Below are 23,315 nucleotides of genomic sequence, written 5' to 3' on the forward strand. Positions count from 1 at the left end.
ATGAAAATCACAGCCGTCCGCACGCATCTGCTGGAACACCGCCTTGCGGTGCCGTTCGAGAGCGCGTCGATGCGCTTCGACCGGCGGGCCCATGTGCTGGTGGAGATCGTCTGCGACGACGGCACCACCGGCTGGGGCGAATGCCTTGGCCCAGCAAGACCCAACGCCGCCGTGGTCGCCGCCTATACCCCTTGGCTTACGGGCGCCGATCCACTTGAAACCGAAAAGATCTGGGCGCGGCTCTACAACGCGCTGCGCGACCAGGGCCAGCGCGGCCTGGCGCTGACCGCGCTGTCAGGCATCGACATCGCGCTTTGGGACATCAAGGGCAAACATTTCGGCGTGCCGGTTTCCACACTTCTCGGAGGCCGCTTCCGCGAAACGGTCAAGGCCTATGCGACGGGAAGCTTCAAGCGCGACGGCATCGACCGGGTCGAGGACAACGCCGCCGAAGTCGCCCGCTATCGCGCTGAGGGCTTTCATGCCAGCAAGATCAAGATCGGGTTTGGCGTGCGCGAGGATCTTGCTGTCGTCCGTGCCGTGCGCGAAGCGGTCGGCACAGACATGCGGCTGATGGTCGATGCCAATCATGGCTACGACGTGCTTGAGGCGCTCGCGTTTGGCCGCAAGGCTGCCGAGCTGGACATCGACTGGTTCGAGGAGCCGGTGGTGCCGGAACAGCTCGGCGCCTATCGTGAAGTGCGTGCCGGCCAACCGATACCGGTCGCCGGCGGAGAAACCTGGCATAGCCGCTGGGGGATGCGCGAGCCGGTCGAAACCCGCGCCGTCGACATTCTCCAGCCCGATCTTGCCGGCGTCGGTGGGTTCACCGAGGCGCGACGCGTCGCCGATATGGCAGCGCTCCATGGCGTCCGCATCGTCCCGCATGTCTGGGGGACGGCGGTTCATATCGCTGCCGCCCTCCAGTTCATGGCGGCGATGGTGCCCAATCCGGTGCGCGTCAATCCGATCGAGCCGATCCTCGAATTCGATCGCACCGAAAATCCGTTCCGGCAGGCGGTGATCAAAACGCCGATCGAGCATGACCAGGGGGTTGTCAAAATCCCCGGTGGTCCGGGACTTGGCATCGAAATCGACCGCGATGCGCTTGCCGAGTTCCGGATGAGGGATGATTGAGATGCTGGTCAGAACGCTCTCCGGTCGCCCGCCAAAAATCGCGCTGCCAAGAGGCACAGTCGATACCCAGATGCATATGTATCTGCCCGGCTTTCCCGCCCTTGCTGGCGGGCCCGCACTTCCCGCCGGTGCCCTGCCCGATGCGGGCCAATACAGAAAGCTCATGCGGTGGCTCGGCATAGACAGGGTCATCATCACGCAGGGCAATGCCCATCAGCGCGACAATACAAATCTGATTGCCTGCCTGAAAGCCATGGGACCCTTGGCCCGCGGCGTCGCCGCCTTCGGCGCGGAGACCTCGGAGCGCGAGCTCGACGCGCTATCTACGGCAGGGGTCATCGGCGCAAGGATCATGGATCTGCCCGGCGGCGCCGTCGGCCTTGACGAACTCGAAGCTGTGGATGACCGGGCGGCAGCCCGCGGCTGGATGGTCGCCATCCAGTTCGACGGCAGCAACATCCTTCAGCACGAACCAAGACTGCAGAAACTGAAATCCCGTTGGGTTTTCGACCATCACGGCAAGTTCTTCTCCGGCGCGGCACCGGATGGACCCGAAGTCGCCGCGGTCAAGCGGCTGATCGATGGCGGCAACTGCTGGTTCAAGTTTGCCGGTGTCTACGAATCCTCAAAGACCGGCGGTCCCGATTTTGCCGACGTCGCCGCACTGTCGCGCGCGGTTGTCGCGCATGCGCCCGAACGCGTGGTCTGGGGCAGCAACTGGCCACACAACCTTGCAAAGACCAGTGCCGACTATCCCGACGATGCCGAACTGACCGACACAGTTCTGGGCTGGCTGCCGGACGCCGGCGCCCGTCATCGCGTGCTCGTCGAAAATCCTGAACGGCTCTTTGGCTTGAAGCCATTCACGGACAGAGGTGCCTGAAGCCACCCGCATTCGTCCGAAGCGAGGAGGCTTCGGCGCTACAAGAAGGAGGAGGACAAAATGAACATCGCAAAAACGCTTTGCCTGGCCCTGGGCGTTGCCCTCAGCGCCGGCACCCTGCAGGCGCAGGAAATCACGCTGCGCTCGGCCGACATCCACCCGGACGGTTATCCGACCGTCGAGGCTGTGAAATACATGGGCGAACTGGTCGCCAAGCGCACCAATGGCCGCATCAAGATCGACGTCACCAACAATGCAGCGCTTGGTAGCGAAAAGGACACGATCGAGCAGACGCGCTTCGGCGTCATCGACATGAACCGCGTCAATGCAGCACCCTTCAACAACCTGGTGCCGCAGACCGTCGTGCTCGGGCTTCCCTTCCTGTTCCGCTCGACCGAGCACATGCACAAGACCGTCGACGGGCCGATCGGCGACGAAGTGCTTGCCGCCTTCGAACCGCACGGCCTGATCGGACTTGCCTTCTACGATTCCGGCGCGCGCTCGTTCTATTCCACCAAGAAGCCGATCGAGAAGCTGGCCGATCTCAAGGGCATGAAGGTTCGCGTCCAGCAGTCGGACCTGTGGATTGCAATGATGGAAGCGTTCGGCGCGAACGCCACGCCGATGCCCTTCGGCGAGGTCTATTCGTCGCTTGAGACCGGTGTCGTCGATGCGGCGGAAAACAACTGGCCGTCCTACGAATCCTCCAGGCATTTCGAGGTTGCCAAGAACTACACTCTGACCGAACATTCCCTCAATCCGGAAATCCTGGTGATCTCGAAGATGAGCTGGGACAAGCTTTCGCCCGACGACCAGAAGGTCCTGAAGGAATCGGCGAAGGAATCGGTGGTGAAGATGCGTGAGCTCTGGACGGCGCGGGAAAAGGCGTCGGAGGAAAAGGTTCGTGCAGCCGGCGCCAACGTCATCACCGTCGACAAGGCCGAATTCTCCGCGGCGATGAAGCCGGTCTACGATCGCTTCGTCACCGACCCACAGATGAAGGACCTGCTCGAGCGGATCCGCGCCATCAACTAGAGCAAGCTGCGTAAAAGTGTGCAGCGGTTTTGCGATGCCGAGATGCGAAAAATCAAGAGCTTAGCGAATCCTGGAGATCGCGACGCGCTTTAGCGGCATCCGATACGCCTGAGTGTCCGGCCCGATCGGTTGGACACTCCACTCGCCGGCAGCCAACGGAGGATAAAGGCAATGTGGCGTTTCTTGCAGGCTGTCAGGCCTGTGCTAGCCCGGCTCAGCCGGCTCTCGCTTTACATCTCAGGCCTCGGCCTCGTCACCATGACGGCAATCGTCGGCTGGCAGGTCTTCGCCCGCTATGTCCTCAACGACACGCCCAGCTGGTCGGAACCCCTGTCGCTGCATCTGATGTCCTGGTTCATCCTGCTCGGCGCGGCCGTCGGCGTGCGCGAGAGCGTGCATCTCGGGCTCGATTTCGTGCGCCATTCGGCATCGCCTGCGACGCAGCGCCTGATGGATATCGTCAGCCTTTCGCTGATCGTGCTCTTTGGCCTGGCCATGAGCTTCTATTCGACCCTGCTTGCCGCCGGCACCTGGGCGGCGACCATCCCCGTGCTCGGCTGGCCGGGCGGCGTCGATTTCTTCCCGATGATCGCAGGCGGCCTGCTGATCGCACTGTTTGCGGCGGAGCGTCTTGCCGACGTTGTGCTGGGCGAAGCGCCCGTCGCCGATGTCGTCATTCAGGAGGCAGCATAGTGGCCTACAGCATTCTCTTCGGCACCTTCACGCTCCTGATGATGATCGGCATGCCGATCGCCTTCTGCCTTGGCATCGCGTCGCTTGCCACCGTCATCTACATGGGGCTGCCGCCGATCGTCGTCTTCCAGCAGATGAACTCCGGCATGAACGTCTTTGCGATGATGGCGATCCCGTTCTTCATCTTCGCCGGCGACCTGATGGTGCGCGGCGGCATCGCCGACCGCCTGATCCGCTTTGCCGCCGGCATCGTCGGGCATCTGCGCGGCGGTCTAGGCCAGGTCAATATCGTCGCCTCGACGCTGTTCGGAGGCATTTCCGGCTCCGCCGTTGCCGACGCATCCGCCGTCGGCGGGTTGATGATCCCGCAGATGGCGGCGCGCGGTTACGACCGCAGCTACGCCGTCAACGTCACGGTCAATGCGGCGATCATCGCATTGATGATCCCGCCCTCCCACAACATGATCCTCTATTCGATCGCAGCGGGCGGCAACGTCTCGGTCGCCGATCTCTTTACCGCCGGTATCCTGCCCGGTCTGCTTCTGGCTGCAGCCCTGATGGTCACAGCCTATGTGGTGGCGCGGAAGAAAGGATATCCGTCGGAACCCTTCCCTGGCCTGCGCCGCCTCGGCTTCTACTTTCTGGCTTCGCTTCCAGGGCTGCTCCTGATCGGCATCATCTTCGGCGGCGTGCGCTCCGGCATCTTCACGGCAACGGAAAGCTCTTGCATCGCCGTGTTCTATGCGTTGCTCGTTGCGATCCTCGTCTACCGCGAACTCGATTGGAGCGGCTTCGTCGAGGCGGTGCTGCAGGCGGTGCGCACCACCGCGATGGTGCTGCTGGTGATCGGCACCGCCGCCTCCTTCGGCTGGCTGATGGCGTTCCTGCAGGTCCAGCAGGGAATGGTCGCGGCGATCAGCGCGATCTCCGACAACCCTGTTATCGTGCTTTTGCTCATCAACATCATTCTGCTGCTGCTTGGCACGTTCATGGACATGGCGCCGCTGGTGATCATCAGCACACCGGTGCTTCTTCCTGTCGTCAAGGCGTTCGGGATAGACCCGGTGCATTTCGGCGTGGTGATGATCCTCAACGCCGGCATCGGCCTCAACACGCCGCCGGTCGGCACCGTGCTCTTTGTTGGCTGCGCCGTCGGCGGCATTTCGATCCGCGAGGCGATGCGCACCATCTGGCCGTTCTTCGGCGCAAGCATCGCCGTGTTGATGCTCGTCACCTACATCCCCGGCCTGTCCCTCTGGCTGCCAAGCCTGTTCCGATAGCGCAGGCGCTCTCAAGCCACGGCGATCAATGCGTCGGCGGCTAGAGCAATTCCAGGAAAAGTGTGAAACGGTTTTCCGTCCGGAATTGCGTTATTTCAACGAGTTAGATCATTTCACTGTTTCGGTGAAACAGTGAAATGATCTAGACAAGCGTGTGGATCAGCCGGAACCGTCCAGCTCCGACTGATCCACAATTCGACCGCATTGCCTCGGCATCGCTCCATCGGCACTGGCAAGGAGGCGAATCGCGTGGCTCGGCTGTCGGACGAAAAACGGTTCACCTCGCGCGAAGCGCGCATCGATGCGGCCGCCCACCGGTTGCTCGACCGGCTTCCTGACCGCGGCTTGCTTGGCGGCCTGACGGAGCTGCTGGTCTTCGGCATCAAGCAGGCTTTCGCATGCCTCTTCGGCGGCGCCATGCTGACGCTCATGATTGCAACCAAGCTGTTCTGGCCGGACGCAATCGGCTTTGCCCGCTATGATTTCCTTTTCCTCGCCGCACTCGGCATTCAGCTTCTGATGCTGGCCTTTAAGCTCGAGACCATTGCCGAAGCCAAGGTTATCCTGATCTTCCATATCGTCGGTACGCTCATGGAGATTTTCAAGACGTCCGTCGGTTCCTGGATCTATCCGGAGCCCAGCTTCTTTCGCATCGGCGGCGTGCCGCTCTTTTCAGGTTTCATGTACGCCGCTGTCGGCTCCTACCTGGCGCGCGTGACCCGCATTCTCGACCTGCATTACACCCATTATCCACCCCGCTCTGCGACGGTGCTCGTGGCTCTCGCCATCTATGCCAATTTCTTCACGCACCACTTCGTCATCGATGTGCGTTATCTGCTGTTTGCAATCATCGCGATCCTGTTCTGGCGCACGACTGTGCACTACCGTGTCTTCCGGTTCCGCCACCGCATGCCGCTGCTCATTGGTTTTCTGCTCATCGCTCTGTTCATCTGGCTTGCCGAAAATATCGGAACCTGGTCGCGCGCCTGGATCTATCCCGCGCAGCACGCCGGTTGGACGCCGGTATCGCTGCAGAAGCTGGGCGCCTGGTATCTGCTGATGATCCTGTCCTTCGTTGTGGTCACGCTCGTCCACCGACCGCGATCGCTACAGGCAATGCATCAGTCTCGGCCGGCCCATGACCCGCAAGCGGTGACCGCTGAAGGGGGCGTCGTCATCCGCGAGGCGCCGCAGACCAACTCGTGATATCAGCGTAAGATCCGCAAGGAAGATGCGGCCCGTCATCATTTCAGCACTGCTCTCAGCCGGGGTGCGGCGAAATCGACGAAGGCCCTGAGTTTCATCGGCACGTGCCCCTGCGGCAGATAGACCAGTCGAACCGGTAGCGCCGGATGTTCGAAAGGCTCCAGCAACGGCACGAGCAGGCCATCGGCGACGGCGCGTGCCGCCTGATAGGACAGAACGCGCGTCAGGCCGAGGCCGGCAACCGCTGCGTCGACGGCAGCCTCCGCGGTGTTGACCACGAGGCGTGAGCGGATCGGTGTGGCCATCTCGCCCCTCTCATCGGCAAAGCTCCAGCTGCGGTTCGACATCAAGCCTTCGAACGTGATGCAATCATGGTCGGCAAGTTCGTGCGGATGGCCAGGCTGGCCATGTCTGGCGACATAGCTCGGGCTCCCATAGACGACACGCCGTATCGTGCCGAGCTTAGTGGCGATCAGGTTGCTGTCCGGCAGGTTGCCGATCCTGAGCGCAACATCGATGTGATCGTCGATGAGGTTGACGAGCCGGTCGCCGAGCGACAGGCGCATGTTGACCTCAGGGTTGGCTTTCAGAAAATCGACGACGACCGGCAACACGTGCAGCCGTCCGAAAACGATCGGCGCCGTCATCGTCAGATCGCCCTTGACCGTCGAGTATTCGCCGGCCGCTACCCGCTCCGCCTCGTCGACCCGAGCAAGAATTTCCCGCGCCGCTTCGATATAGGATCGCCCTGCCTCGGTCAGCTGGATCCTGCGGTTCGTCCTGGTCAGCAATTGCGCCCCGAGGTGGGCTTCAAGCTCCGAAACCTTGCGACTGACCGTCGCCAGCGGCATGCGCAACTGCCGCGACGCGGCAGACAGGCTCCCGCCCTCGATAACACCGAGAAGCACGGTCATTGCATCCAGTCGATCCATCTGCCTTCCAATAATCGAGAGCCCATCTATCACAAAGGCACTCTACAGCCAAAATCTGGAAGGGCATAGATTGCTGAAGAAGGCAGTTCATTCCGAACTGCCCGGAAGCGCCGAACGAGCTGCAATGATCCGGCTTTCGCAATCGCCAGACGCTGCCGCGTGACCGCATCATGCATCCGCCGACGCTCCAGATCGACGGACGCCGCTACCAAAGGGAACATGACCATGAAACTCTACCGCCACCCGCTTTCGGGCCACTCGCATCGCGCTCAGCTCTTTCTGGCTCTGCTTGGCGCGCCGCACGAACTCGTCGATGTCGACCTGATGGCAAGGGCGCACAAGGCGCCGGATTTCCTCAAGCTCAACGCCTTCGGTCAGGTCCCTGTGCTCGACGACGACGGCACCATCGTGACGGATTCCAACGCCATCCTCGTTTATCTCGCCAAGAAGCTAGGTCGCACCGACTGGCTGCCGGAAGACGCCGTCGGTGCGGCGAAAGTGCAAAAATGGCTTTCGGTCGCCGCCGGCGAGATCGCCTACGGACCGGCCGCCGCACGGCTCGTCACAGTCTTCGGCGCAAACCTTCGCCCCGAAGAGGTGATCTCCCGAGCGCATCGCATCCTGGAACTGCTCGACGCAGAACTCACTGAGCGTGATTTCCTTTTGGGCAGCCGGCCGACCATCACCGACGTCGCGCTTTACAGCTATGTCTCCAGCGCGCCCGAAGGAAATGTCGACCTCGGCAACTATGCCAACGTGCGCAACTGGCTGGGGCGGATCGAAGCCCTGCCCGGTTTCGTCGGCTTCCAGAAAACCGCAGCGGGCCTTGCCGCATGATTGTCCTGCCAGGGCGGACTGCTCCGCCCTGGCCTTTCTCATCAGAAAGGAAGCCACCGATGCCGGAGAAGATCGAGCCGACCCACGCCGCGTCCCCCTGGCATGAAGGCGAACTTGCCATTCAACGCAGCCTCGGCGTTGTCGACCGCATGGACGCGCCGGGCCGCAATTTCGTTCGTTCCTTCATGCCCGAGCAGCACCAGCAGTTTTTTCCGATGTTGCCCTTCATCGTGCTTGGAGCCGTCGATCCCGCCGGCGATGTCTGGGCAAGTCTGCGGGCGGGTGAACCGGGCTTCATGCAGGCGCCGGACGCACATGCCCTCAATGTCCAGCTGCCACGCGACCGAAACGACCCGGCCGACGGGGGCATGGAGGATGGCGCCGCCATTGCCATGCTCGGCATCCAGCTGGAAACGCGGCGCCGGAATCGGTTGAACGGCACCATCCGACGGACAGCGGACGATCGCTTTGTTGTCGCTGTCGGCCAGAGCTTCGGCAACTGTCCGCAATATATCCAGCTGCGGGATTTTTCATTCACGCGGGAACCGAACGCTCCACCAAAGGCGCCCCCCGTTCACCTCGACGGTCTCGATGCGCGCGCGAAAGAAATCATCACCAACGCCGATGCGTTCTTCGTCGCCTCCTATGTCGACCGCGACAATGGCTTGCGCCAGGTGGACGTCTCGCATCGCGGCGGCAAGACCGGCTTTGTCCGCGTCGGCGAGGATGACGTGCTGACGATCCCCGATTTCGCCGGCAACAAGTTCTTCAACACGCTGGGCAATTTCATGCTCAACCCCAGGGCGGGCCTGCTCTTCGTCGATTTTGCGACCGGTGACATGCTGCAGATGACAGGTGAAGCTGAGGTGATCCTCACCTCGCCCGAAATCGACGCATTCCAGGGCGCCGAACGCCTTTGGCGTTTTCGACCGCGGCAAGTGGTCTATCGGCCTGATGGTTCGCCGCTTCGCTGGTCTTTCGAACAAGCAGGCTGGTCGCCCAATTCGCTGATGACAGGCGATTGGCAGCAGACGAAAGATCGCCTGCACGCCACTGCCCGCGCCGGAGAATGGCGGCCATTTCGGATCGTGCGGACAGAGGATGAGAGTGCGACCATCCGCTCGCTTTACCTGGAACCGGCCGATGACGCGGGTCTAGCACCGTTCCGGGCCGGTCAGCATCTGTCGATCCGGCTCAAGACGGAAGGCAAGTCGATCGTCCGAAGCTACACGCTTTCGGCCGCCCCCTCAGACGCTGCCTACCGCATCAGCGTCAAGCGCGACGGCACCGTCTCCTCCCTCCTCCATGGCCTCGGCCCCGGCGATGTCATCGAGACGCGCGCACCGGCTGGCAGTTTCGTGATCGACCCGACCGAACGCCGGCCGGCCGTGCTGCTTGCCGCCGGTGTCGGCATCACCCCGATGATCGCGATGTTGCGCCACATCCTCTACGACGGGCTACGCAACCGGCGTATCCGCCCGACATGGCTGTTCCAATCCGCCCGCAGTCTCGATGAACGCGCCTTCAACCAGGAGATCGCCTCCCTCGTCGATGCCGGCCAAGGCAAAATCCGCCTGACGCGCGTGTTCAGCCAAACGGATGGCGCACGCAAGGGCGAGGATTACGACACAGCCGGGCGCATCGACATCCCGTTGCTGCAATCCACCCTGCCCTTCGACGACTACGACTTCTATCTCTGCGGCCCGCGGGCTTTCATGCAATCGCTCTATGACGGACTGCGTGCGTTGAACGTCGCCGACGCCCGCATCCATGCGGAGACATTCGGCCTGTCGTCGCTGACCCGCAACCTCGACGCAGGATTGCCGACGGTGTCGAAGCCGCCTGCCAACACGTCGGTCCGCGTGATTTTTACCGACTCCGGCAAGGAAGCCCGTTGGCAACCGGGCGAAGGTACCCTGCTCGAGCTGGCCGAAGCCCGCGGCCTTTCGCCCGAATATGGTTGCCGCAACGGCAGTTGCGGCAGTTGCAGCACGCGGGTTCCGGAAGGCGAGGTCGCCTATCCCCAGCAACCGTCCTTCGAGGTCGGCCAAGGCGAGGCATTGATCTGCTGCGCCGTTCCGGCGGAAAATGACGGGCAGGCGCTCCAGTTGGCCGTCTAGACCCGCGGCACCGGGGCGCCCGACGACGGGTCAGGACCGTAGCGGCGGGCCATTCGGAGAATCGTGCAAGAATGCCGGAGTGCTGTTCTACCGCTCCATCGACCGGAGAGCGCATGGTGACTTTCAGAACCGGGGACGCCCCGGCCCATCGCGAAAGGAACCAAGCATGTCCGAGCTTCAAGGAAAAGTCGTCGCCATCACCGGCGCCAGCAGCGGCATTGGCGAGGCGGCCGCCCGATATCTGGCCGCCGCCGGTGCCCGCGTCATTCTTGGCGCCCGCCGCACCGATCGTCTGGAAACCCTTGCCGGCGAAATCCGCGCCGCCGGCGGCACCGCCAGCTTCAAGGCGCTGGATGTCACCGACCTTGCCAATATGCAGGCCTTCGTAGCCCATGCCGTTTCCGAGTTCGGACGGCTTGACGTCATCGTCAACAATGCCGGCGTCATGCCGCTGTCGCCACTTTCGGCCCTCAAGGTCGACGAGTGGAACCGGATGATCGATGTCAACATCCGCGGCGTGCTGAATGGCATCGCCGCCAGCCTGCCCGTGATGACCGAGCAGGGCAACGGCCAGATCGTCAACCTGTCGTCGATCGGCGGTCACGCCGTCTCGCCGACCGCCGCCGTCTATTGCGCCACGAAGTTCGCCGTCCGGGCGATTTCCGATGGCCTTCGCCAGGAAACCGATCGCATCCGCGTCAGCGTGGTCTCGCCCGGCGTCACCGAATCGGAACTGGCCGACAGCATCTCTGACGAGACTGCCCGCGGCGCAATGCGCGACTTCCGGCGCATCGCCATCCCGGCCACCGCAATTGCCCGGGCAATCGCCTATGCCATCGAACAGCCCTCAGATGTCGATGTCAGCGAAATCATCGTGCGCCCGACGGCAAGCCCGCACTAATCAGGTACAAGTGGAGCGCCCGCAGATGAACCGCACTTCTCGAACATCGGTGGCATTGGGCCTTGTCCTTTCCGCCCTGTCGCCAGATCCGCCATCCGCACAGGAGAAAACCATGCAACAGGCGCCGCATCCCTATGTCGGCATGTGGGTTACCGAAGACGGCCGCATCCGTCACCACCTGCTGCCTGACGGCCGCTATGACGAAGCGCGCGGCAAACGGCAGAGCGCCTATCAGGGCCGTTACTGGGTGACCGGCAATCATATCGACTATGTCGACGATACCGGTTTTACCGCCGACGGCGATTTCATCGACGGTGTGCTCTATCATGCCGGCATGATCCTGCGCCGGGAAGATTAGGCCAAAGAGAGCGGCGGCTGGCGGCATCCGCCGCTGCCGCACCAATTATCCCGTTGAACTTGCGCCCGGAAAAGGTCAGCCTCTGCCGGACGCCAATCCCGCACAAAGGAAAACGTCCTTGGGCGATCTCGACGAATTCCAGTACCTGATGGAGCGCAACAGCGGCATCGACGGCGTGCTGTCGACGGCGATACCGCGCCTCATCCTGATCCGATCGTCGAGCCCGACCGAGCCGATCCATACGTTGCATGAACCCGCCGTCTGCTTCATCGCGCAAGGATCCAAGCAGGTGATGCTGGGCGAGACGGTCCACACCTACGATCCAAACCGGTATCTCACCGTTTCCGTCGACCTGCCGGTCATCGGCCAGGTCATCGACGCGTCACCGGAAAAACCCTATCTCTGCTTGCGCCTCGACCTCGACCCGACGATGCTGAGTGCATTGGTGCTCGAGGCTGGCCACTCGCCGATCGATGGCGGCGTGCCCGGACCCGGGCTGTTCCTCAGCGACACCACCGCCGAGCTGCTCGACGCGATCGTCCGGCTGCTGCGGCTGCTCGACCGGCCGGAGGAAATCGCCGTGCTGGCGCCGCTGGCGGAACGCGAGATCCTCTACCGTCTGCTGATGGGTGAGCAGGGTCACCGACTGCGCCAGATCGCCCGCTCCGAGAGCAAGCTGACCCAGGTCAACCGCGCGATCGACCTCATCAAACGCGACTTCCGCAAGCCGCTGCGCATCGAAGATCTGGCAGCAAAAGCCAATATGAGCCTCTCGTCCTTTCATCAGCATTTCAAGGCGGTGACGGCGATGAGCCCGCTGCAATATCAAAAGCAGCTCCGGCTGCAGGAGGCTCGACGATTGATCCTCAGCCAGGCGATCGACGCGGCCACGGCCGGGCATCATGTGGGCTACGACAGTCCTTCGCAGTTTTCGCGCGAATACGCCCGACTTTTCGGTGCGCCGCCGCTACGCGACATCGCGCGGCTGCGGGCTGCACCTTCCTATCTGCTTGAGGCCTGAATCGCTTCAGGTGCTGGAACCGCGCCGGCACTTTGGCTATTGATAACGCAGACTGCGCCAAGCCACCGGCAGCTCCAAGCGGGACCCGTTATGAACGACCAACAGATCCGCGACATCATCCTCTGGCTGTCGGAAGAGGGCCTCAAGGGCCTGCAAGAACCCGAGATGCTTGCCGGCTTCTGCGAGCGCTGCATTGCCGCGGGCATGGACATTGCCCGTGGCCAGGGGCTGATCGACACGTTGCATCCGGAATTCGAGGGCCGCGCCTTCCAGTGGAACCGCGAAAGCGACGTGGCGCCGGAGGTCGTGCAATATTCCTCGACCACCGGCGGAGAAGCGCAGGCGAATTGGCATCGCTCGATCTTCTACCACATGCTGACGGCGTGCGAGCCGGAGCGGCGCGTGCGCCTCGCCGACGAGCGCTCGGTGCAATATCATGTGCTCGACCGCCTGAAGGCGGAAGGCCACACCGATTGCATCAACATGATCCATCACTTCACCGACCAGGGCCGCGTCGGCGAGATGGATTGCTTCTATTCCTACTGGACCACACGCCGGCAAAACGGCTTTGCCGAAGAAGAAATCGCCGCCCTTCGCATTCTCCTGCCGACCCTTGCGCTGGCGGTAAAGACCACGTCCTGCGTCCGGATCATCAGCACACTCGCCGATGTCTATCTCGGCGCCGATGCCGGCCGGCGCGTGGTCGAAGGCAGCATCGTGCGCGGCGAGGCCGAGCGCATCGAAACCGTCATGTGGTTTTCGGACCTGCGCAACTACACCCGGATCTCCGACACAGCCGCCCCGGAAGACATCATCCCCTTCCTCAACGACTATGCGGGCATGGTCATCTCAGCCATCCACGATCACGGCGGCAGCGTGCTCAAGCTGATCGGCGACGGCGTGCTTGCCATCTTCAATGCCGACGAGCCAACGACTGCCTGCGCCAACGCGACCGCCGCCGAGCGGCAATTGCGGCGCATGCTGGTGGCGCTGAATGCGCGCCGGCAAGAGGAGGGAAAGCCGACAACCGACGTCTATCTCGGCCTGCACATCGGCGAGGTCTTCTACGGCAATATCGGCAGCCAGAACCGTCTCGACTTCACCGTCGTCGGCCCCGCGGTCAACGAAGTCAGCCGTATCGCCTCGATGTGCCGCTCGGTCGAACGACAGGTGATCATGTCGGCGGATTTCGTCGAGGCCTGTCCGCCTGAGCTTCAGGCAGACGCTGTTTCGCTCGGACGTTTTGCCCTGCGGGGCATTGCCCGGGCAAAGGAACTGTTCACCTGGGATCCGGAACTGCCGACGGATTGATGCACATTATCGATCGCAACCCTCGGCGAACACGCCAGCCAGCCAGTCGATGAAGACGCGCACGCGCGGCGAAAGCTGGCGGTTGCGCGGATAGAGCAGGAAAACCGGCGTCGGCGTGGGACGGCAGTTTTCAAGCACCTCGACCAGCGTACCCTCGTGGAGATCTCGCTCGACATGGTAACGCGGCACCTGAATGAGCCCCAGCCCCAGCCTTGCGGCAGCAACGAAGCTTTCGGCCGCATTGACCGCGACCGTCACCGGCAGTGCGACATGTTCGACCTTGCCCCCAACCTGGAATTCGAGCGGTATCGGAGCGCCTGAAGTCGACGAACGAAAGCCGACCATGCGATGCCCATCCAGGCTATCGAACCTTTCGGGCCTGCCGTGGCGGGCGATATAGTCGGGTGACGCGCAGGTGATCTCATCGAGCATCGTCATGCGCCGCCCGATCATATCACTGTCCTGCGGCTCGCCGACCCGCAGCACACAATCGATGCCTTCCCGAATGAGATCGACCAGACGGTCGCCCTCGCTCATGTAGAGCTCGATCTCAGGATAGGTCGCGAGAAAGGCGGGCAGGCTCGGCAGCACGAAGTGGCGTGCCAGCGTTCCATGCACGTCGATGCGAAGCAGGCCTTTGGGCCTGGCGCCGGCAAAGGCGCCTTCTGCATCTTCGATATCGTCGAGAATGGAGATGCAGCGCTGGTGATAGGCAGCACCGTCCAATGTCGGACTGACATGGCGCGTCGTGCGCTGCAGCAGGCGAACACCCAGTCGTGCTTCCAACTGCTTGACCGCATCGGTCACCGTCGAGCGCGGCAGGCCAAGATCATCAGCGGCTTGCGTGAAACTGCGCCTTTCAACGACGCGCGAGAACACGCGCATGGCATCGAACCTGTCCATTTGTTCGTAATCTCCGGATTATGTTGCCGGATTATGCATGATTATCCGAGTCACGAAAGACGTCATCTTCTCCTCACCAACAAGCCAAGCGCTTCACAACGAAGGAGAAACATCATGCAGGAACACACCAACAGGGTCGCCATCGTTACCGGCGCCTCGCGCGGCATCGGTGCGGCGATTGCCGAACGCCTGGCCGCCGACGGTCTCACGGTCGTCATCAACTATGCCGGTGACGCCGCTTCCGCCGAGAAGCTGGCACGAAAGATTGAGGAGAAGGGTGGCCGCGCCCTAACCGCCAGGGCCGATGTTGCCGATCCGGAAGCGGTGAAGCGCCTGTTCGACGCAACCGAGGCTGCGTTCGGCGGCATCGACATACTGATCAACAACGCTGGCGTCCTGAAGACCGCCGCTCTTGCCGAAACCAGCGACGAGGAATTCGACCGTCACTTCGCCATCAACACCAAGGGCACCTTCAACACCCTGCGCGAAGCCTCAAAACGCATGCGCAGCGGTGGCCGCATCGTCAACTTCTCCTCGACGACCCTCGCCCTCAACCTGCCGGGCTATGCGGTCTACAACGCCACCAAGGCCGCAGTTGAAGCGCTAACACACGTTTTTGCCAAGGAGCTTCGCGGCCGCGACATCACCGTCAACGCCGTGGCGCCAGGTCCGATTGCGACCGATCTGTTTCTGTCGGGCAAGAGCGAAGAGCTTGTCGCCCAGTTTGCCAAGATGCCGCCGCTTGAGCGGCTCGGTCAGCCGGACGACATCGCCAGTGTCGTCGCCTTCCTTGTCGGTCCCGATGCCGGCTGGGTCAACGGTCAGATCCTGCGCGCTAACGGCGGCGTTGCCTGACATCCGCGCCCATCCCCTCCCGTACCCCTTTTCGAACGAAGGAGCAGAACCATGTCTTCCGTCATTCTTGTTACCGGGGCCGGCTCCGGCATCGGCAGGCTTTCCGCCGAAGCACTTGCCCGCGCCGGACATACCGTCTACGCCTCGATGCGCGGCATCGACGGCCGTAACAGCGACCGCGCCTTGGAGATGCGCGCCGCCGCCGAGCGCGGCGGATACGATCTGCGCCCGCTCGAACTCGATGTGTTGTCACAGCCCTCCGCGGACGCCGCCGTTGCGACGATCATCGCCGAACAGGGCGGCATCGACGTCGTCATGCACAATGTCGGTCACCTCGTCATCGGCCCGACCGAGGCGTTCACGCCGGAGGAACTGGCCAAGGTCTTCGATACCAACCTCTTCGGCGTGCAGCGGGTCAACCGCGCCGTGCTGCCGGAAATGCGCAAGCGTGAACACGGGCTTGTCCTGTGGATCAGCAGCACCACCACCAAAGGCGGTTTCCCGCCCTTCCTCGGACCCTATGCAGCTGCCAAGGCGGCGATGGATTCCCTTGCCGTTACCATGTCCTACGAACTGACGCGTTTCGGCATCGAGACCTCGATCGTCGTGCCCGGCGCCTTTACCCGCGGGACCAATCATTTCCCGACCGCCGGGCGCCCAGCGGACGAGGAAACGGTCGCGGCCTACGCCCGCTATGACGGTCTCCTGGACCAGGTCGGCGAGCGCCTGAGCGAGTTGACGCCGGATGATGCCGATCCACGGGCCGTTGCCGACGAAGTCGTACGCATCGTCGGCCTGCCGGAGGGATCGCGCCCCGCGCGATCGGTCATCGATTTCGTCGGAGACGGTGCTGCGGAAGTGATCGAGGTCGCCGAACGCATGCGCATCGACTTCGCCCGGCGCATCGGCATCGCCGACCTGCTGTCGATCGAAAAGACCCAAGCCTGACCCCGTCCGTCAGACAACCGCCCATTCAACCCATTTCGAGGATATTTCATGACCGCGCAAACAGAACCAACCGGCCGAGCGCCCTCCGCCTGGAAATTCAATCTGCTGACGCTCGTGGCGGCAACCACGGCCGCCGTCGCTGCCACGACTTCGGCAAGCGTCGGCTGGCCCGTCTGGGCGATGTTCATGGGGTGGGTCGCGTTCTTTACCCGCGGTCACACGGCACGTGAGGCATTGACCAGCTACATCTGCCTTGCCGTCGGCATCGCCATCGGCATGGCTGCGGCCCTCGCGCTCCGGGCTTTGATGCCTGCAATGGGGGCGCTGGCCTTCGGGCCGGTCGTCTTTGTCGTCGCGATGATTGTGGTGTCCTTACGGGCAACCGCCCCAGTCAACAACGTGCCTGCCTATTTTCTTGGCCTGATCACATTCTTCGCGGCGCATCTGGAGCCCGGATGGCTCGCGTTTTGCGAACTGGCTGGTGTCGCCGGCCTCGGCTGCGCGGCCGCATGGGCGGCGCATCGTCTGCAGGGGGCCATCGGGCGCTGACCACCACGGCTCCGGCGCAAGCGCCGGGGCTTTCCCTTGCTGGCCGAGCGATCAATACGAAAGGTCGAACCGTCCGTTCGAATTACTGGCTTACTGCACCGGCGGAAAGCCGGGACTGGTGGCGCTGCCAGAGTTCGGCCTGTACCTCGGCCTGAAATGCCATGACCTGCTCACGCATTTCCGCATCGGAGCAGCCGAGCGCAAGCAACTCGTCGGCAAGTGCCCGGCATTCCCGCCGCCAATATTGCACGGCGTCGTCACCATGGAGGTCTTCGAGTTCGGCAGCACAGATGCGAATGGTGCTCAGTCTTCTTGCCATCGGAAACGGGACGACATCACGTCCGCCAAACACCGCCGCTTCATCTGATCTATCGCCTGCCATTGCTTCATTCGCTCCCCTGCTGATTCCCTCTTCTACGGAGCTTATGGTTAACGTTTTCTTCCCTTTCCCACGTTCCGTCTCATCCGGGGATTACATGCCCGGGTTGGTGCGCTTTGTGACAGCATCAATTCGCTTTTTCGGTCGCATATCTGTTGGCTTCCGGGTAGAAACATGAGATTTGAACTCAGATTTTACGGCCGTTCCCAAGCGGCTGCCCATGTGAGTGCGGTTGTCATGTTGAAGCGCTTCTTCGCGTTCTACCGGCCCTATCGCGGCCTCTTCATTCTCGACTTCACCTGCGCGGTGTTGTCCGGCCTGCTGGAGCTCGGCTTTCCGGTCGCGGTCAAGCTGTTCGTCGACCAGCTGCTGCCGAGCCAGGAATGGACACTGATCCTGCTCGCCTCCGTCGGTCTTCTCGTCGTCTATCTCGTCAATACCGGCTTGATGGCGACGGTCACCTATTGGGGACACATGCTCGGCATCAACATCGAAACCGATATGCGCCGCATGGCTTTCGATCATCTGCAGAAGCTTTCCTTCAGTTTCTTCGACAACCAGAAGACCGGGCATCTCGTCGGGCGCCTGACGAAGGACCTCGAAGAGATCGGCGAAGTCGCTCATCACGGCCCCGAAGACCTTTTCATCGCGATCATGACCTTCATCGGCGCGTTGCTTTTGATGATGACGGTGCATTGGCAATTGGCGCTGATCACGGCGGCGGTCGTGCCGATCACCGCCTGGGTCACCAGCCGCTACGGCGGCCGGATGGCCAGCAACTTCCGCAACCTTTATGGCCGCGTCGGCGACTTCAACGCCCGCATCGAGGAAAATGTCGGCGGCATCCGCGTGGTCCAGGCCTTCGCCAACGAAGAGCACGAGCGCAACCTGTTCGAGACCGACAATCAGAACTACCGCCAAACGAAGCTCGAGGCCTACCGCATCATGGCCGCTAGCACCTCGCTCAGCTACATGAGCATGCGGCTGACGCAGTTGATCGTAATGATTACCGGCAGCTACTTCGTGCTGACCGGACAATTGAGCAATGGCGGCTTTATCGGCTTCCTGCTTTTGGTCGGCGTCTTCTTCCGCCCGGTTGAGAAGATCAACTCGGTCATCGAGACCTATCCCAAGGGCATCGCCGGCTTCAAACGCTTCATCGAGCTGATGGAGACCGAGCCTGACATCGAGGATCGTCCGGGCGCCGTCGACGTGTCCGGCCTGCGCGGCGACATCACCTATCGCAACGTCTCATTCGGCTACAGCCCCGACAAGCCGACCATCGCCAACATCGACCTGACGATCAAAGCCGGAGAAACCGTGGCCTTTGTCGGCCCCTCGGGCGCCGGCAAGACGACGATCTGCTCGCTGCTGCCGCGGTTCTACGAGGTCGCCGAAGGCAGCATCACCGTCGACGGCGTCGACATTCGTGACATCAAGCTCGCCTCTCTTCGCGGACAGATCGGCATCGTGCAGCAGGATGTTTTCCTGTTCGCCGGCACGATCCGCGACAACATCGCCTATGGACGTCTGGGCGCGAGCGAAGCCGATATCCTCGATGCCGCTCGCCGGGCCAAACTCGACGGCATGATCGCGGCTCTGCCCGACGGCATGGACACGGTCATCGGGGAGCGCGGCGTCAAGCTATCCGGCGGTCAGAAGCAGCGCCTGGCAATCGCCCGGATGTTCCTGAAGAACCCGTCAATCCTGATCCTCGACGAAGCCACATCGGCGCTCGACACGGAAACCGAAAAGGCGATCCAGCAATCGCTTGCCGAACTTTCCAAAGGTCGAACCACACTGGTCATCGCCCACCGCCTGGCGACGATCCGCGATGCCGACCGCATCATCGTCGTCGACACGAACGGCATCAGCGAACAAGGACCACACGACACGCTGCTCGCCGCCAAGGGCACCTATAGCCGGCTTTATCACGCCCAGGCCGGATTGCGTTGAGGCCGGCGTAGCGCGGTTGCACTTGCGTTGACGGAGCGGTAGGTACGAAGCCGATCCGCCCGTCCGGGCGGCAGGTTTCCTTCCCGACCGACTGGCCCCATCGACTGGGCCTACCGACTGGCCCCACCGACTGGCATTGCGCACCATGAACACCCTGGATCTTCCCGCCCTCGAACGAGCCGTGCTCGCCTTGCCGCAGCAATACAGGGGGCCCGGCGGCGTCGTCGGTGTCGTCAGGGACGGCGAGGTCATCCTCAAGCACGTCTGGGGCTATGCCGATCTTACGGCGCGCAAGCCGATGACGGCAGGCACGCTGCTGCCGATCTGCTCGATCAGCAAACAGTTCACCTGCGCGGTGTTGCTCGACACGGTGGGCGATCCCGCCAAGCTCAATGGCGCACTCGATGCCTACCTGCCGCTGATCGAAGGCAAACGTCCGAGCGTGGCGCATCTCTGCCACAACCAGTCTGGCCTGCGCGACTACTGGGCCCTGACGGTGCTGCAGGGCGCCATGGCCGACGGCGTCTTCCGCCGTGAGCACGCCCGGCCGCTGCTGTCGCGCGCCCGCTCGACGCATTTCGAGCCCGGCACGCGCTATTCCTATTCGAACGGCAACTACCGTATCCTGGCCGACCTCATCGAAGATTTTTCGGGTCGATCGTTGTCCGAGCTCTACGACCGCAGCACTTTCGGTCCGGCCGGCATGACCACGGCCGCCCTCACCCCCGATACCAGTATCTCGCCGAACGGCGTGATCGGCTACGAGGGCAATGAGACCACAGGCTATTTCGAGGCGACCAACCGGATCTACTGGGCGGGGGATGCCGGTATTTCGGCGACGCTTGACGACATGCTCGCCTGGGAGCGCTTCATCGATCGTACGCGTGACGACGAAGCCGGCCTCTACCGCAGACTTTCCGCGCCGCAGACCTATGCGGACGGGCGGGCAGCAACTTACGGCTTCGGCCTTGCCCACGAACGGATCGGCGACGTCGCGATCACCGGCCATGGCGGCGCCTTGCGCGGCTTCCGCAGCCGTCGCCTTCATGCGGCCAGTGAGCGCCTCTCGATCGTCGTGATGTTCAACCACGAGGCCGACGCCCATGCCGCGGCGACGGCACTGATGAAGGTCGCGCTCGGTCACCGCGATGCCAAGGCGGCAGCCGGCGACTGGAATAGCGAACAGTTCGGCACCTATCTCGAACCGGAGACCGGCCTGGCGCTGTCGACGCGGCCGTTGGGATCGGGGTGGCTTGAACTGCGCTTCGCGACGGCAGGAGAATCGCTGCAGATCGCAGCGGACGCTATCGCCCGCTCCGGATCGGTTTCGTTGACGCCGAACGGCACCGGCCTGCACATGGAGCGTGAGCGCGAGAACCTGCAGACGACGGCCGAGAGGGTTGCCGGCAAGGCAAAGCCTGACATAGCCGGTCGTTACCACTCCGCAGAACTCGACGCCGATATCGAAATCGTTTCCACCAACGGCATCTTCTTTGCCGGTTTTAATGGCATGCTCGGCAAGGGTGCGATGCATGCGCTGCGGCCGTTTGCCGATGATGTCTGGCTGCTCAGCTGCAAGCGCTCGATGGACGCGCCGGCGCCCGGCGACTGGACCGTACGGATCCACCGCAACGGACAGGGCGCCGTTTCCGGCCTGACGATCGGATGCTGGCTTGCCCGGCAGATCGACTATATCAAGGTCGACTGAACGACGGTTCCGAGGCTTCGCGACAGGCGCCGGCAGCCAGAGATAGATGGAGACGACCCGAAGTGAGGCAGAAACGGCCGGCAGCAGGACGAGGCGAAGGCACTGGACGCATGACCGGCGACATCGGCAAGCGCGTAACCATCGCCCGTGCCCTTTCCAAGCTTGGCTACTGCTCGCGGACGCAGGCGGAAAAGCTGGTGCTTGAGGGCCGAGTCAGCATCGGCGGCCGCAAGACCACCGATCTAGCCCAATGGGTCGATATCGAAAAAGACCGCATCGCCGTCGACGGCAAGGCCGTTCTGGCGGAAGACAAGATCTACCTGATGCTCAACAAACCGCGTGGCCTGGTGACGACACGGCACGACCCGGAGGGGCGCCCGACCGTCTTTGATTGCCTGAGCGAGAGCGATGCACAGTTCCTCTCGCCGGTCGGTCGGCTGGACAAGGCGAGCGAGGGCCTGCTGCTCTTCACCAACGACACCGTGCTCGCCCAGCGCCTGCTCGACCCGGAAACCCATCTCGGCAAGGTCTATCATGTCCAGGTACCGGGCGAGATCGGCGACGCCAAGCTCCGGTCGATGGTCGACGGCGTCGACGAGGGCGGCGAGCATTTGCGCGCTGCGCGCGCCGGACAGTTAAGAGGCGGCGAGAAGAACAGCTGGATCGAGGTCGAGCTGCACGAAGGGCGCAATCGCCAGATCCGCCGCATGCTCGACGTCCTCGGCTTCGAGGTGCTGCGGCTCGTGCGCGTCTCGATCGGCGACATCGCGCTCGGAAAGCTTGCGAAAGGCGCGACGCGTCCGCTGACAACAGACGAAGTGCAGTATCTGAGGCAGCGTACGGGACAGCAATAGCCGCCGAACGGCCGTTCGCGGGCAGCGTCGCCACGACCGCGGTGATCCGCGGCGCCCGCAATGGGTGGAAATCCACCCACCAAGCGAGCCTCTTGTTTCCGAATCCACCCAAAACCAGACAACCGTCGGCAGAAATGCACGGCAACGCACGGCGAACCCGTTGTCTGTGCTAAGATTGCCTCTGCAAATGGGTCAACCAGAATCGGCATGGGAGGAGCCTTGCCGGCTGGTCGATATTTCATCCGGGAGGAAAAGATGAAAACCCTGAATGCGCTTCTTGGCGCCGTTGCCGCGCTGTCCCTGTTTGCCGCTTCCGCCAATGCGCAGACCTATCCCGAACGCTCGATCACCATGGTCGTTCCGTTCTCGGCCGGCGGCCCGACGGATACCGTCGCACGCCTCGTCGCCGAATCCATGTCGAAGGATCTCGGCCAGCAGATCATCGTCGAAAACGTCGGCGGCGCCGGCGGCACTTTGGGCGCCGGTCGCGTTGCCCAGGCCGATCCGGATGGCTACACGGTACTGCTCCACCATATCGGCATGGCAACCAGCGCCACGCTCTACCGCAAGCTCGCCTATGACACGCTGAACGCGTTCGAGTATGTCGGTCTCGTCACCGAAGTGCCGATGACGATCGTCGCGCGCAAGGATCTCGAGCCGACCGATCTCAAGGGCCTCGTCGAATACGCAAAGGCGAACAAGGACACGGTCACCGTTGCCAATGCCGGCATCGGCGCTGCCTCGCACCTCTGCGGCATGATGTTCATGAGCGCCATCGAAACGCCGCTGACCACCGTTCCCTACAAGGGCACCGGTCCGGCGATGACCGATCTGCTCGGCGGCCAGGTCGACATCATGTGCGACCAGACCACCAACACCACCAAGCAGATCCAGGGCGGCACGATCAAGGCCTATGCCGTCACTTCGCCTGAACGTCTCAAGGTCTTCCCGGACTTGCCGACGACAACGGAAGGCGGCCTTCCGGGGCTGCAGGTCGGCATCTGGCACGGTGTTTATACGCCGAAGGGCACGCCGGCCGAAGTCAACGAGCGGCTGTCGAAGTCGCTGCAGGTGGCTCTCAAGGATCCGAACGTCGTCGCCCGCTTCGGCGAACTCGGCACGGTACCGTCGAGCGAAGCCGATGCCACCCCGGCAGCGCTGAAGGCTAAGCTTGAAAGCGAAATCACACGCTGGAAGCCGGTCATCGAAGCCGCCGGCCAGTACGCCGACTAAATTGAGACGCTGCCCGCCACGATCCTTAAGCCCAAGCGGCCCGGATCGTGGCGGGTTTGTCGCCTGAGGCAGGGCATACGGCATCGCCGGAGGGTAATCGCGCCGGCCGTCGGCTTCGGTTACACTTCAAGGTGTCATCCGATCGTCAGTCGCAAGACGTCACTGGCAACTGGCAGTCCGAGCTTGAGTTCGACCCTTCCCGGTCGGCGCTCAGCC

22 protein-coding genes are annotated in these 23,315 nt (G+C 62.8%); 19 read left to right on the plus strand and 3 right to left on the minus strand.

Features of this window, described 5'->3' with window-relative positions; genetic code table 11:
- From ASD52_RS11830 to ASD52_RS11855, 6 genes are all read left to right on the plus strand, one after another.
- A complete protein-coding gene (locus ASD52_RS11830; protein ID WP_057224483.1) occupies positions 1 to 1,137 on the plus strand; it encodes a mandelate racemase/muconate lactonizing enzyme family protein in 1,137 nt (378 codons plus the stop codon).
- Between the two features lies 1 nt (position 1,138).
- A complete protein-coding gene (locus ASD52_RS11835; protein ID WP_057224485.1) occupies positions 1,139 to 2,020 on the plus strand; it encodes an amidohydrolase family protein in 882 nt (293 codons plus the stop codon).
- 60 nt (positions 2,021 to 2,080) lie between these two features.
- The gene (locus tag ASD52_RS11840) at positions 2,081 to 3,055 is read left to right on the plus strand and encodes a TRAP transporter substrate-binding protein (protein ID WP_057206047.1); all 975 of its coding nucleotides are present in this window, start codon (positions 2,081 to 2,083) and stop codon (positions 3,053 to 3,055) included.
- 171 nt (positions 3,056 to 3,226) lie between these two features.
- Positions 3,227 to 3,748 (plus strand): TRAP transporter small permease, encoded by a 522-nt coding sequence (locus tag ASD52_RS11845; protein WP_025429917.1) that lies wholly within the window; start codon positions 3,227 to 3,229, stop codon positions 3,746 to 3,748.
- Positions 3,748 to 5,028 (plus strand): TRAP transporter large permease, encoded by a 1,281-nt coding sequence (locus tag ASD52_RS11850; protein WP_025429916.1) that lies wholly within the window; start codon positions 3,748 to 3,750, stop codon positions 5,026 to 5,028. The genes ASD52_RS11845 and ASD52_RS11850 overlap by 1 nt, the downstream gene beginning before the upstream one ends.
- A gap of 258 nt (positions 5,029 to 5,286) precedes the next feature.
- Positions 5,287 to 6,234 carry a DUF817 domain-containing protein gene (locus ASD52_RS11855; protein ID WP_057224589.1) on the plus strand — a complete coding sequence of 316 codons (948 nt, stop codon included), beginning with the start codon at positions 5,287 to 5,289 and terminating at the stop codon, positions 6,232 to 6,234.
- Between the two features lie 38 nt (positions 6,235 to 6,272).
- Here ASD52_RS11855 and ASD52_RS11860 read toward each other — a convergent pair whose 3' ends face one another.
- Positions 6,273 to 7,166, minus strand: coding sequence for a LysR family transcriptional regulator (locus tag ASD52_RS11860; protein WP_057224487.1), 894 nt, complete (start codon positions 7,164 to 7,166; stop codon positions 6,273 to 6,275).
- Between the two features lie 225 nt (positions 7,167 to 7,391).
- Here ASD52_RS11860 and ASD52_RS11865 point away from each other — a divergent pair, with 225 nt between their 5' ends.
- The 6 genes from ASD52_RS11865 (at position 7,392) to ASD52_RS11890 (ending at position 13,714) form a co-directional block, all read left to right on the plus strand.
- The gene (locus ASD52_RS11865) at positions 7,392 to 8,003 is read left to right on the plus strand and encodes a glutathione S-transferase (protein WP_057224489.1); all 612 of its coding nucleotides are present in this window, start codon (positions 7,392 to 7,394) and stop codon (positions 8,001 to 8,003) included.
- Between the two features lie 59 nt (positions 8,004 to 8,062).
- Complete coding sequence (locus tag ASD52_RS11870) at positions 8,063 to 10,123, plus strand: pyridoxamine 5'-phosphate oxidase family protein (RefSeq protein ID WP_057224491.1); 2,061 nt, start codon at positions 8,063 to 8,065, stop codon at positions 10,121 to 10,123.
- A gap of 166 nt (positions 10,124 to 10,289) precedes the next feature.
- A complete protein-coding gene (locus ASD52_RS11875; RefSeq protein ID WP_057213277.1) occupies positions 10,290 to 11,024 on the plus strand; it encodes an SDR family oxidoreductase in 735 nt (244 codons plus the stop codon).
- A 112-nt stretch (positions 11,025 to 11,136) separates the two neighbouring features.
- On the plus strand, positions 11,137 to 11,382 hold the full coding sequence (locus ASD52_RS11880) for an Atu4866 domain-containing protein (RefSeq protein ID WP_057213279.1): 246 nt from the start codon (positions 11,137 to 11,139) through the stop codon (positions 11,380 to 11,382).
- A gap of 118 nt (positions 11,383 to 11,500) precedes the next feature.
- Positions 11,501 to 12,403, plus strand: coding sequence for an AraC family transcriptional regulator (locus ASD52_RS11885; RefSeq protein ID WP_025429909.1), 903 nt, complete (start codon positions 11,501 to 11,503; stop codon positions 12,401 to 12,403).
- 90 nt (positions 12,404 to 12,493) lie between these two features.
- Entirely contained in the window at positions 12,494 to 13,714 is a 1,221-nt protein-coding gene (locus ASD52_RS11890) for an adenylate/guanylate cyclase domain-containing protein (RefSeq protein ID WP_057224493.1), read from the plus strand.
- 6 nt (positions 13,715 to 13,720) lie between these two features.
- Here ASD52_RS11890 and ASD52_RS11895 read toward each other — a convergent pair whose 3' ends face one another.
- A complete protein-coding gene (locus tag ASD52_RS11895) occupies positions 13,721 to 14,617 on the minus strand; it encodes a LysR family transcriptional regulator (protein ID WP_057224495.1) in 897 nt (298 codons plus the stop codon).
- Positions 14,618 to 14,731: 114 nt separating this feature from the next.
- Between ASD52_RS11895 and ASD52_RS11900 the strand changes: the two genes are divergently transcribed.
- From ASD52_RS11900 to ASD52_RS11910, 3 genes are read left to right on the plus strand one after another with little or no spacing between them, the layout of a single operon-like run.
- A complete protein-coding gene (locus ASD52_RS11900) occupies positions 14,732 to 15,472 on the plus strand; it encodes an SDR family oxidoreductase (RefSeq protein WP_025429906.1) in 741 nt (246 codons plus the stop codon).
- A gap of 51 nt (positions 15,473 to 15,523) precedes the next feature.
- Complete coding sequence (locus ASD52_RS11905; RefSeq protein WP_025429905.1) at positions 15,524 to 16,420, plus strand: SDR family oxidoreductase; 897 nt, start codon at positions 15,524 to 15,526, stop codon at positions 16,418 to 16,420.
- A 48-nt stretch (positions 16,421 to 16,468) separates the two neighbouring features.
- A complete protein-coding gene (locus ASD52_RS11910; RefSeq protein WP_057206031.1) occupies positions 16,469 to 16,969 on the plus strand; it encodes a DUF1097 domain-containing protein in 501 nt (166 codons plus the stop codon).
- An 82-nt stretch (positions 16,970 to 17,051) separates the two neighbouring features.
- Here ASD52_RS11910 and ASD52_RS11915 read toward each other — a convergent pair whose 3' ends face one another.
- On the minus strand, positions 17,052 to 17,351 hold the full coding sequence (locus ASD52_RS11915; protein WP_025429903.1) for a DUF6074 family protein: 300 nt from the start codon (positions 17,349 to 17,351) through the stop codon (positions 17,052 to 17,054).
- A 234-nt stretch (positions 17,352 to 17,585) separates the two neighbouring features.
- Here ASD52_RS11915 and ASD52_RS11920 point away from each other — a divergent pair, with 234 nt between their 5' ends.
- From ASD52_RS11920 to ASD52_RS11935, 4 genes are all read left to right on the plus strand, one after another.
- Positions 17,586 to 19,304 carry an ABC transporter ATP-binding protein gene (locus ASD52_RS11920; RefSeq protein WP_057224497.1) on the plus strand — a complete coding sequence of 573 codons (1,719 nt, stop codon included), beginning with the start codon at positions 17,586 to 17,588 and terminating at the stop codon, positions 19,302 to 19,304.
- 145 nt (positions 19,305 to 19,449) lie between these two features.
- Positions 19,450 to 21,012, plus strand: coding sequence for a D-aminopeptidase (locus ASD52_RS11925; RefSeq protein ID WP_057224499.1), 1,563 nt, complete (start codon positions 19,450 to 19,452; stop codon positions 21,010 to 21,012).
- Positions 21,013 to 21,122: 110 nt separating this feature from the next.
- The gene (locus ASD52_RS11930) at positions 21,123 to 21,866 is read left to right on the plus strand and encodes a pseudouridine synthase (protein WP_081788994.1); all 744 of its coding nucleotides are present in this window, start codon (positions 21,123 to 21,125) and stop codon (positions 21,864 to 21,866) included.
- A 255-nt stretch (positions 21,867 to 22,121) separates the two neighbouring features.
- Complete coding sequence (locus ASD52_RS11935) at positions 22,122 to 23,099, plus strand: tripartite tricarboxylate transporter substrate-binding protein (protein ID WP_025429899.1); 978 nt, start codon at positions 22,122 to 22,124, stop codon at positions 23,097 to 23,099.
- Positions 23,100 to 23,315 lie beyond the last annotated feature (216 nt).

Origin of the sequence: Ensifer sp. Root142, from assembly GCF_001426785.1 — a bacterium.
GTDB classification, from domain to species: domain Bacteria; phylum Pseudomonadota; class Alphaproteobacteria; order Rhizobiales; family Rhizobiaceae; genus Ensifer; species Ensifer canadensis.

Excerpts from the sequence above, each read along its gene's own strand:
- ASD52_RS11865 (WP_057224489.1), top strand. The coding sequence starts at position 7,392 with ATGAAACTCTACCGCCACCCGCTTTCGGGCCACTCGCATCGCGCTCAG.
- ASD52_RS11895 (WP_057224495.1), bottom strand. The coding sequence starts at position 14,617 with ATGGACAGGTTCGATGCCATGCGCGTGTTCTCGCGCGTCGTTGAAAGG.
- ASD52_RS11870 (WP_057224491.1), top strand. The coding sequence starts at position 8,063 with ATGCCGGAGAAGATCGAGCCGACCCACGCCGCGTCCCCCTGGCATGAA.
- ASD52_RS11900 (WP_025429906.1), top strand. The coding sequence starts at position 14,732 with ATGCAGGAACACACCAACAGGGTCGCCATCGTTACCGGCGCCTCGCGC.
- ASD52_RS11845 (WP_025429917.1), top strand. The coding sequence starts at position 3,227 with ATGTGGCGTTTCTTGCAGGCTGTCAGGCCTGTGCTAGCCCGGCTCAGC.
- ASD52_RS11920 (WP_057224497.1), top strand. The coding sequence starts at position 17,586 with ATGTTGAAGCGCTTCTTCGCGTTCTACCGGCCCTATCGCGGCCTCTTC.
- ASD52_RS11935 (WP_025429899.1), top strand. The coding sequence starts at position 22,122 with ATGAAAACCCTGAATGCGCTTCTTGGCGCCGTTGCCGCGCTGTCCCTG.
- ASD52_RS11830 (WP_057224483.1), top strand. The coding sequence starts at position 1 with ATGAAAATCACAGCCGTCCGCACGCATCTGCTGGAACACCGCCTTGCG.
- ASD52_RS11875 (WP_057213277.1), top strand. The coding sequence starts at position 10,290 with ATGTCCGAGCTTCAAGGAAAAGTCGTCGCCATCACCGGCGCCAGCAGC.
- ASD52_RS11930 (WP_081788994.1), top strand. The coding sequence starts at position 21,123 with ATGACCGGCGACATCGGCAAGCGCGTAACCATCGCCCGTGCCCTTTCC.
- ASD52_RS11860 (WP_057224487.1), bottom strand. The coding sequence starts at position 7,166 with ATGGATCGACTGGATGCAATGACCGTGCTTCTCGGTGTTATCGAGGGC.
- ASD52_RS11925 (WP_057224499.1), top strand. The coding sequence starts at position 19,450 with ATGAACACCCTGGATCTTCCCGCCCTCGAACGAGCCGTGCTCGCCTTG.
- ASD52_RS11910 (WP_057206031.1), top strand. The coding sequence starts at position 16,469 with ATGACCGCGCAAACAGAACCAACCGGCCGAGCGCCCTCCGCCTGGAAA.
- ASD52_RS11880 (WP_057213279.1), top strand. The coding sequence starts at position 11,137 with ATGCAACAGGCGCCGCATCCCTATGTCGGCATGTGGGTTACCGAAGAC.
- ASD52_RS11835 (WP_057224485.1), top strand. The coding sequence starts at position 1,139 with ATGCTGGTCAGAACGCTCTCCGGTCGCCCGCCAAAAATCGCGCTGCCA.
- ASD52_RS11840 (WP_057206047.1), top strand. The coding sequence starts at position 2,081 with ATGAACATCGCAAAAACGCTTTGCCTGGCCCTGGGCGTTGCCCTCAGC.
- ASD52_RS11915 (WP_025429903.1), bottom strand. The coding sequence starts at position 17,351 with ATGGCAGGCGATAGATCAGATGAAGCGGCGGTGTTTGGCGGACGTGAT.
- ASD52_RS11890 (WP_057224493.1), top strand. The coding sequence starts at position 12,494 with ATGAACGACCAACAGATCCGCGACATCATCCTCTGGCTGTCGGAAGAG.
- ASD52_RS11905 (WP_025429905.1), top strand. The coding sequence starts at position 15,524 with ATGTCTTCCGTCATTCTTGTTACCGGGGCCGGCTCCGGCATCGGCAGG.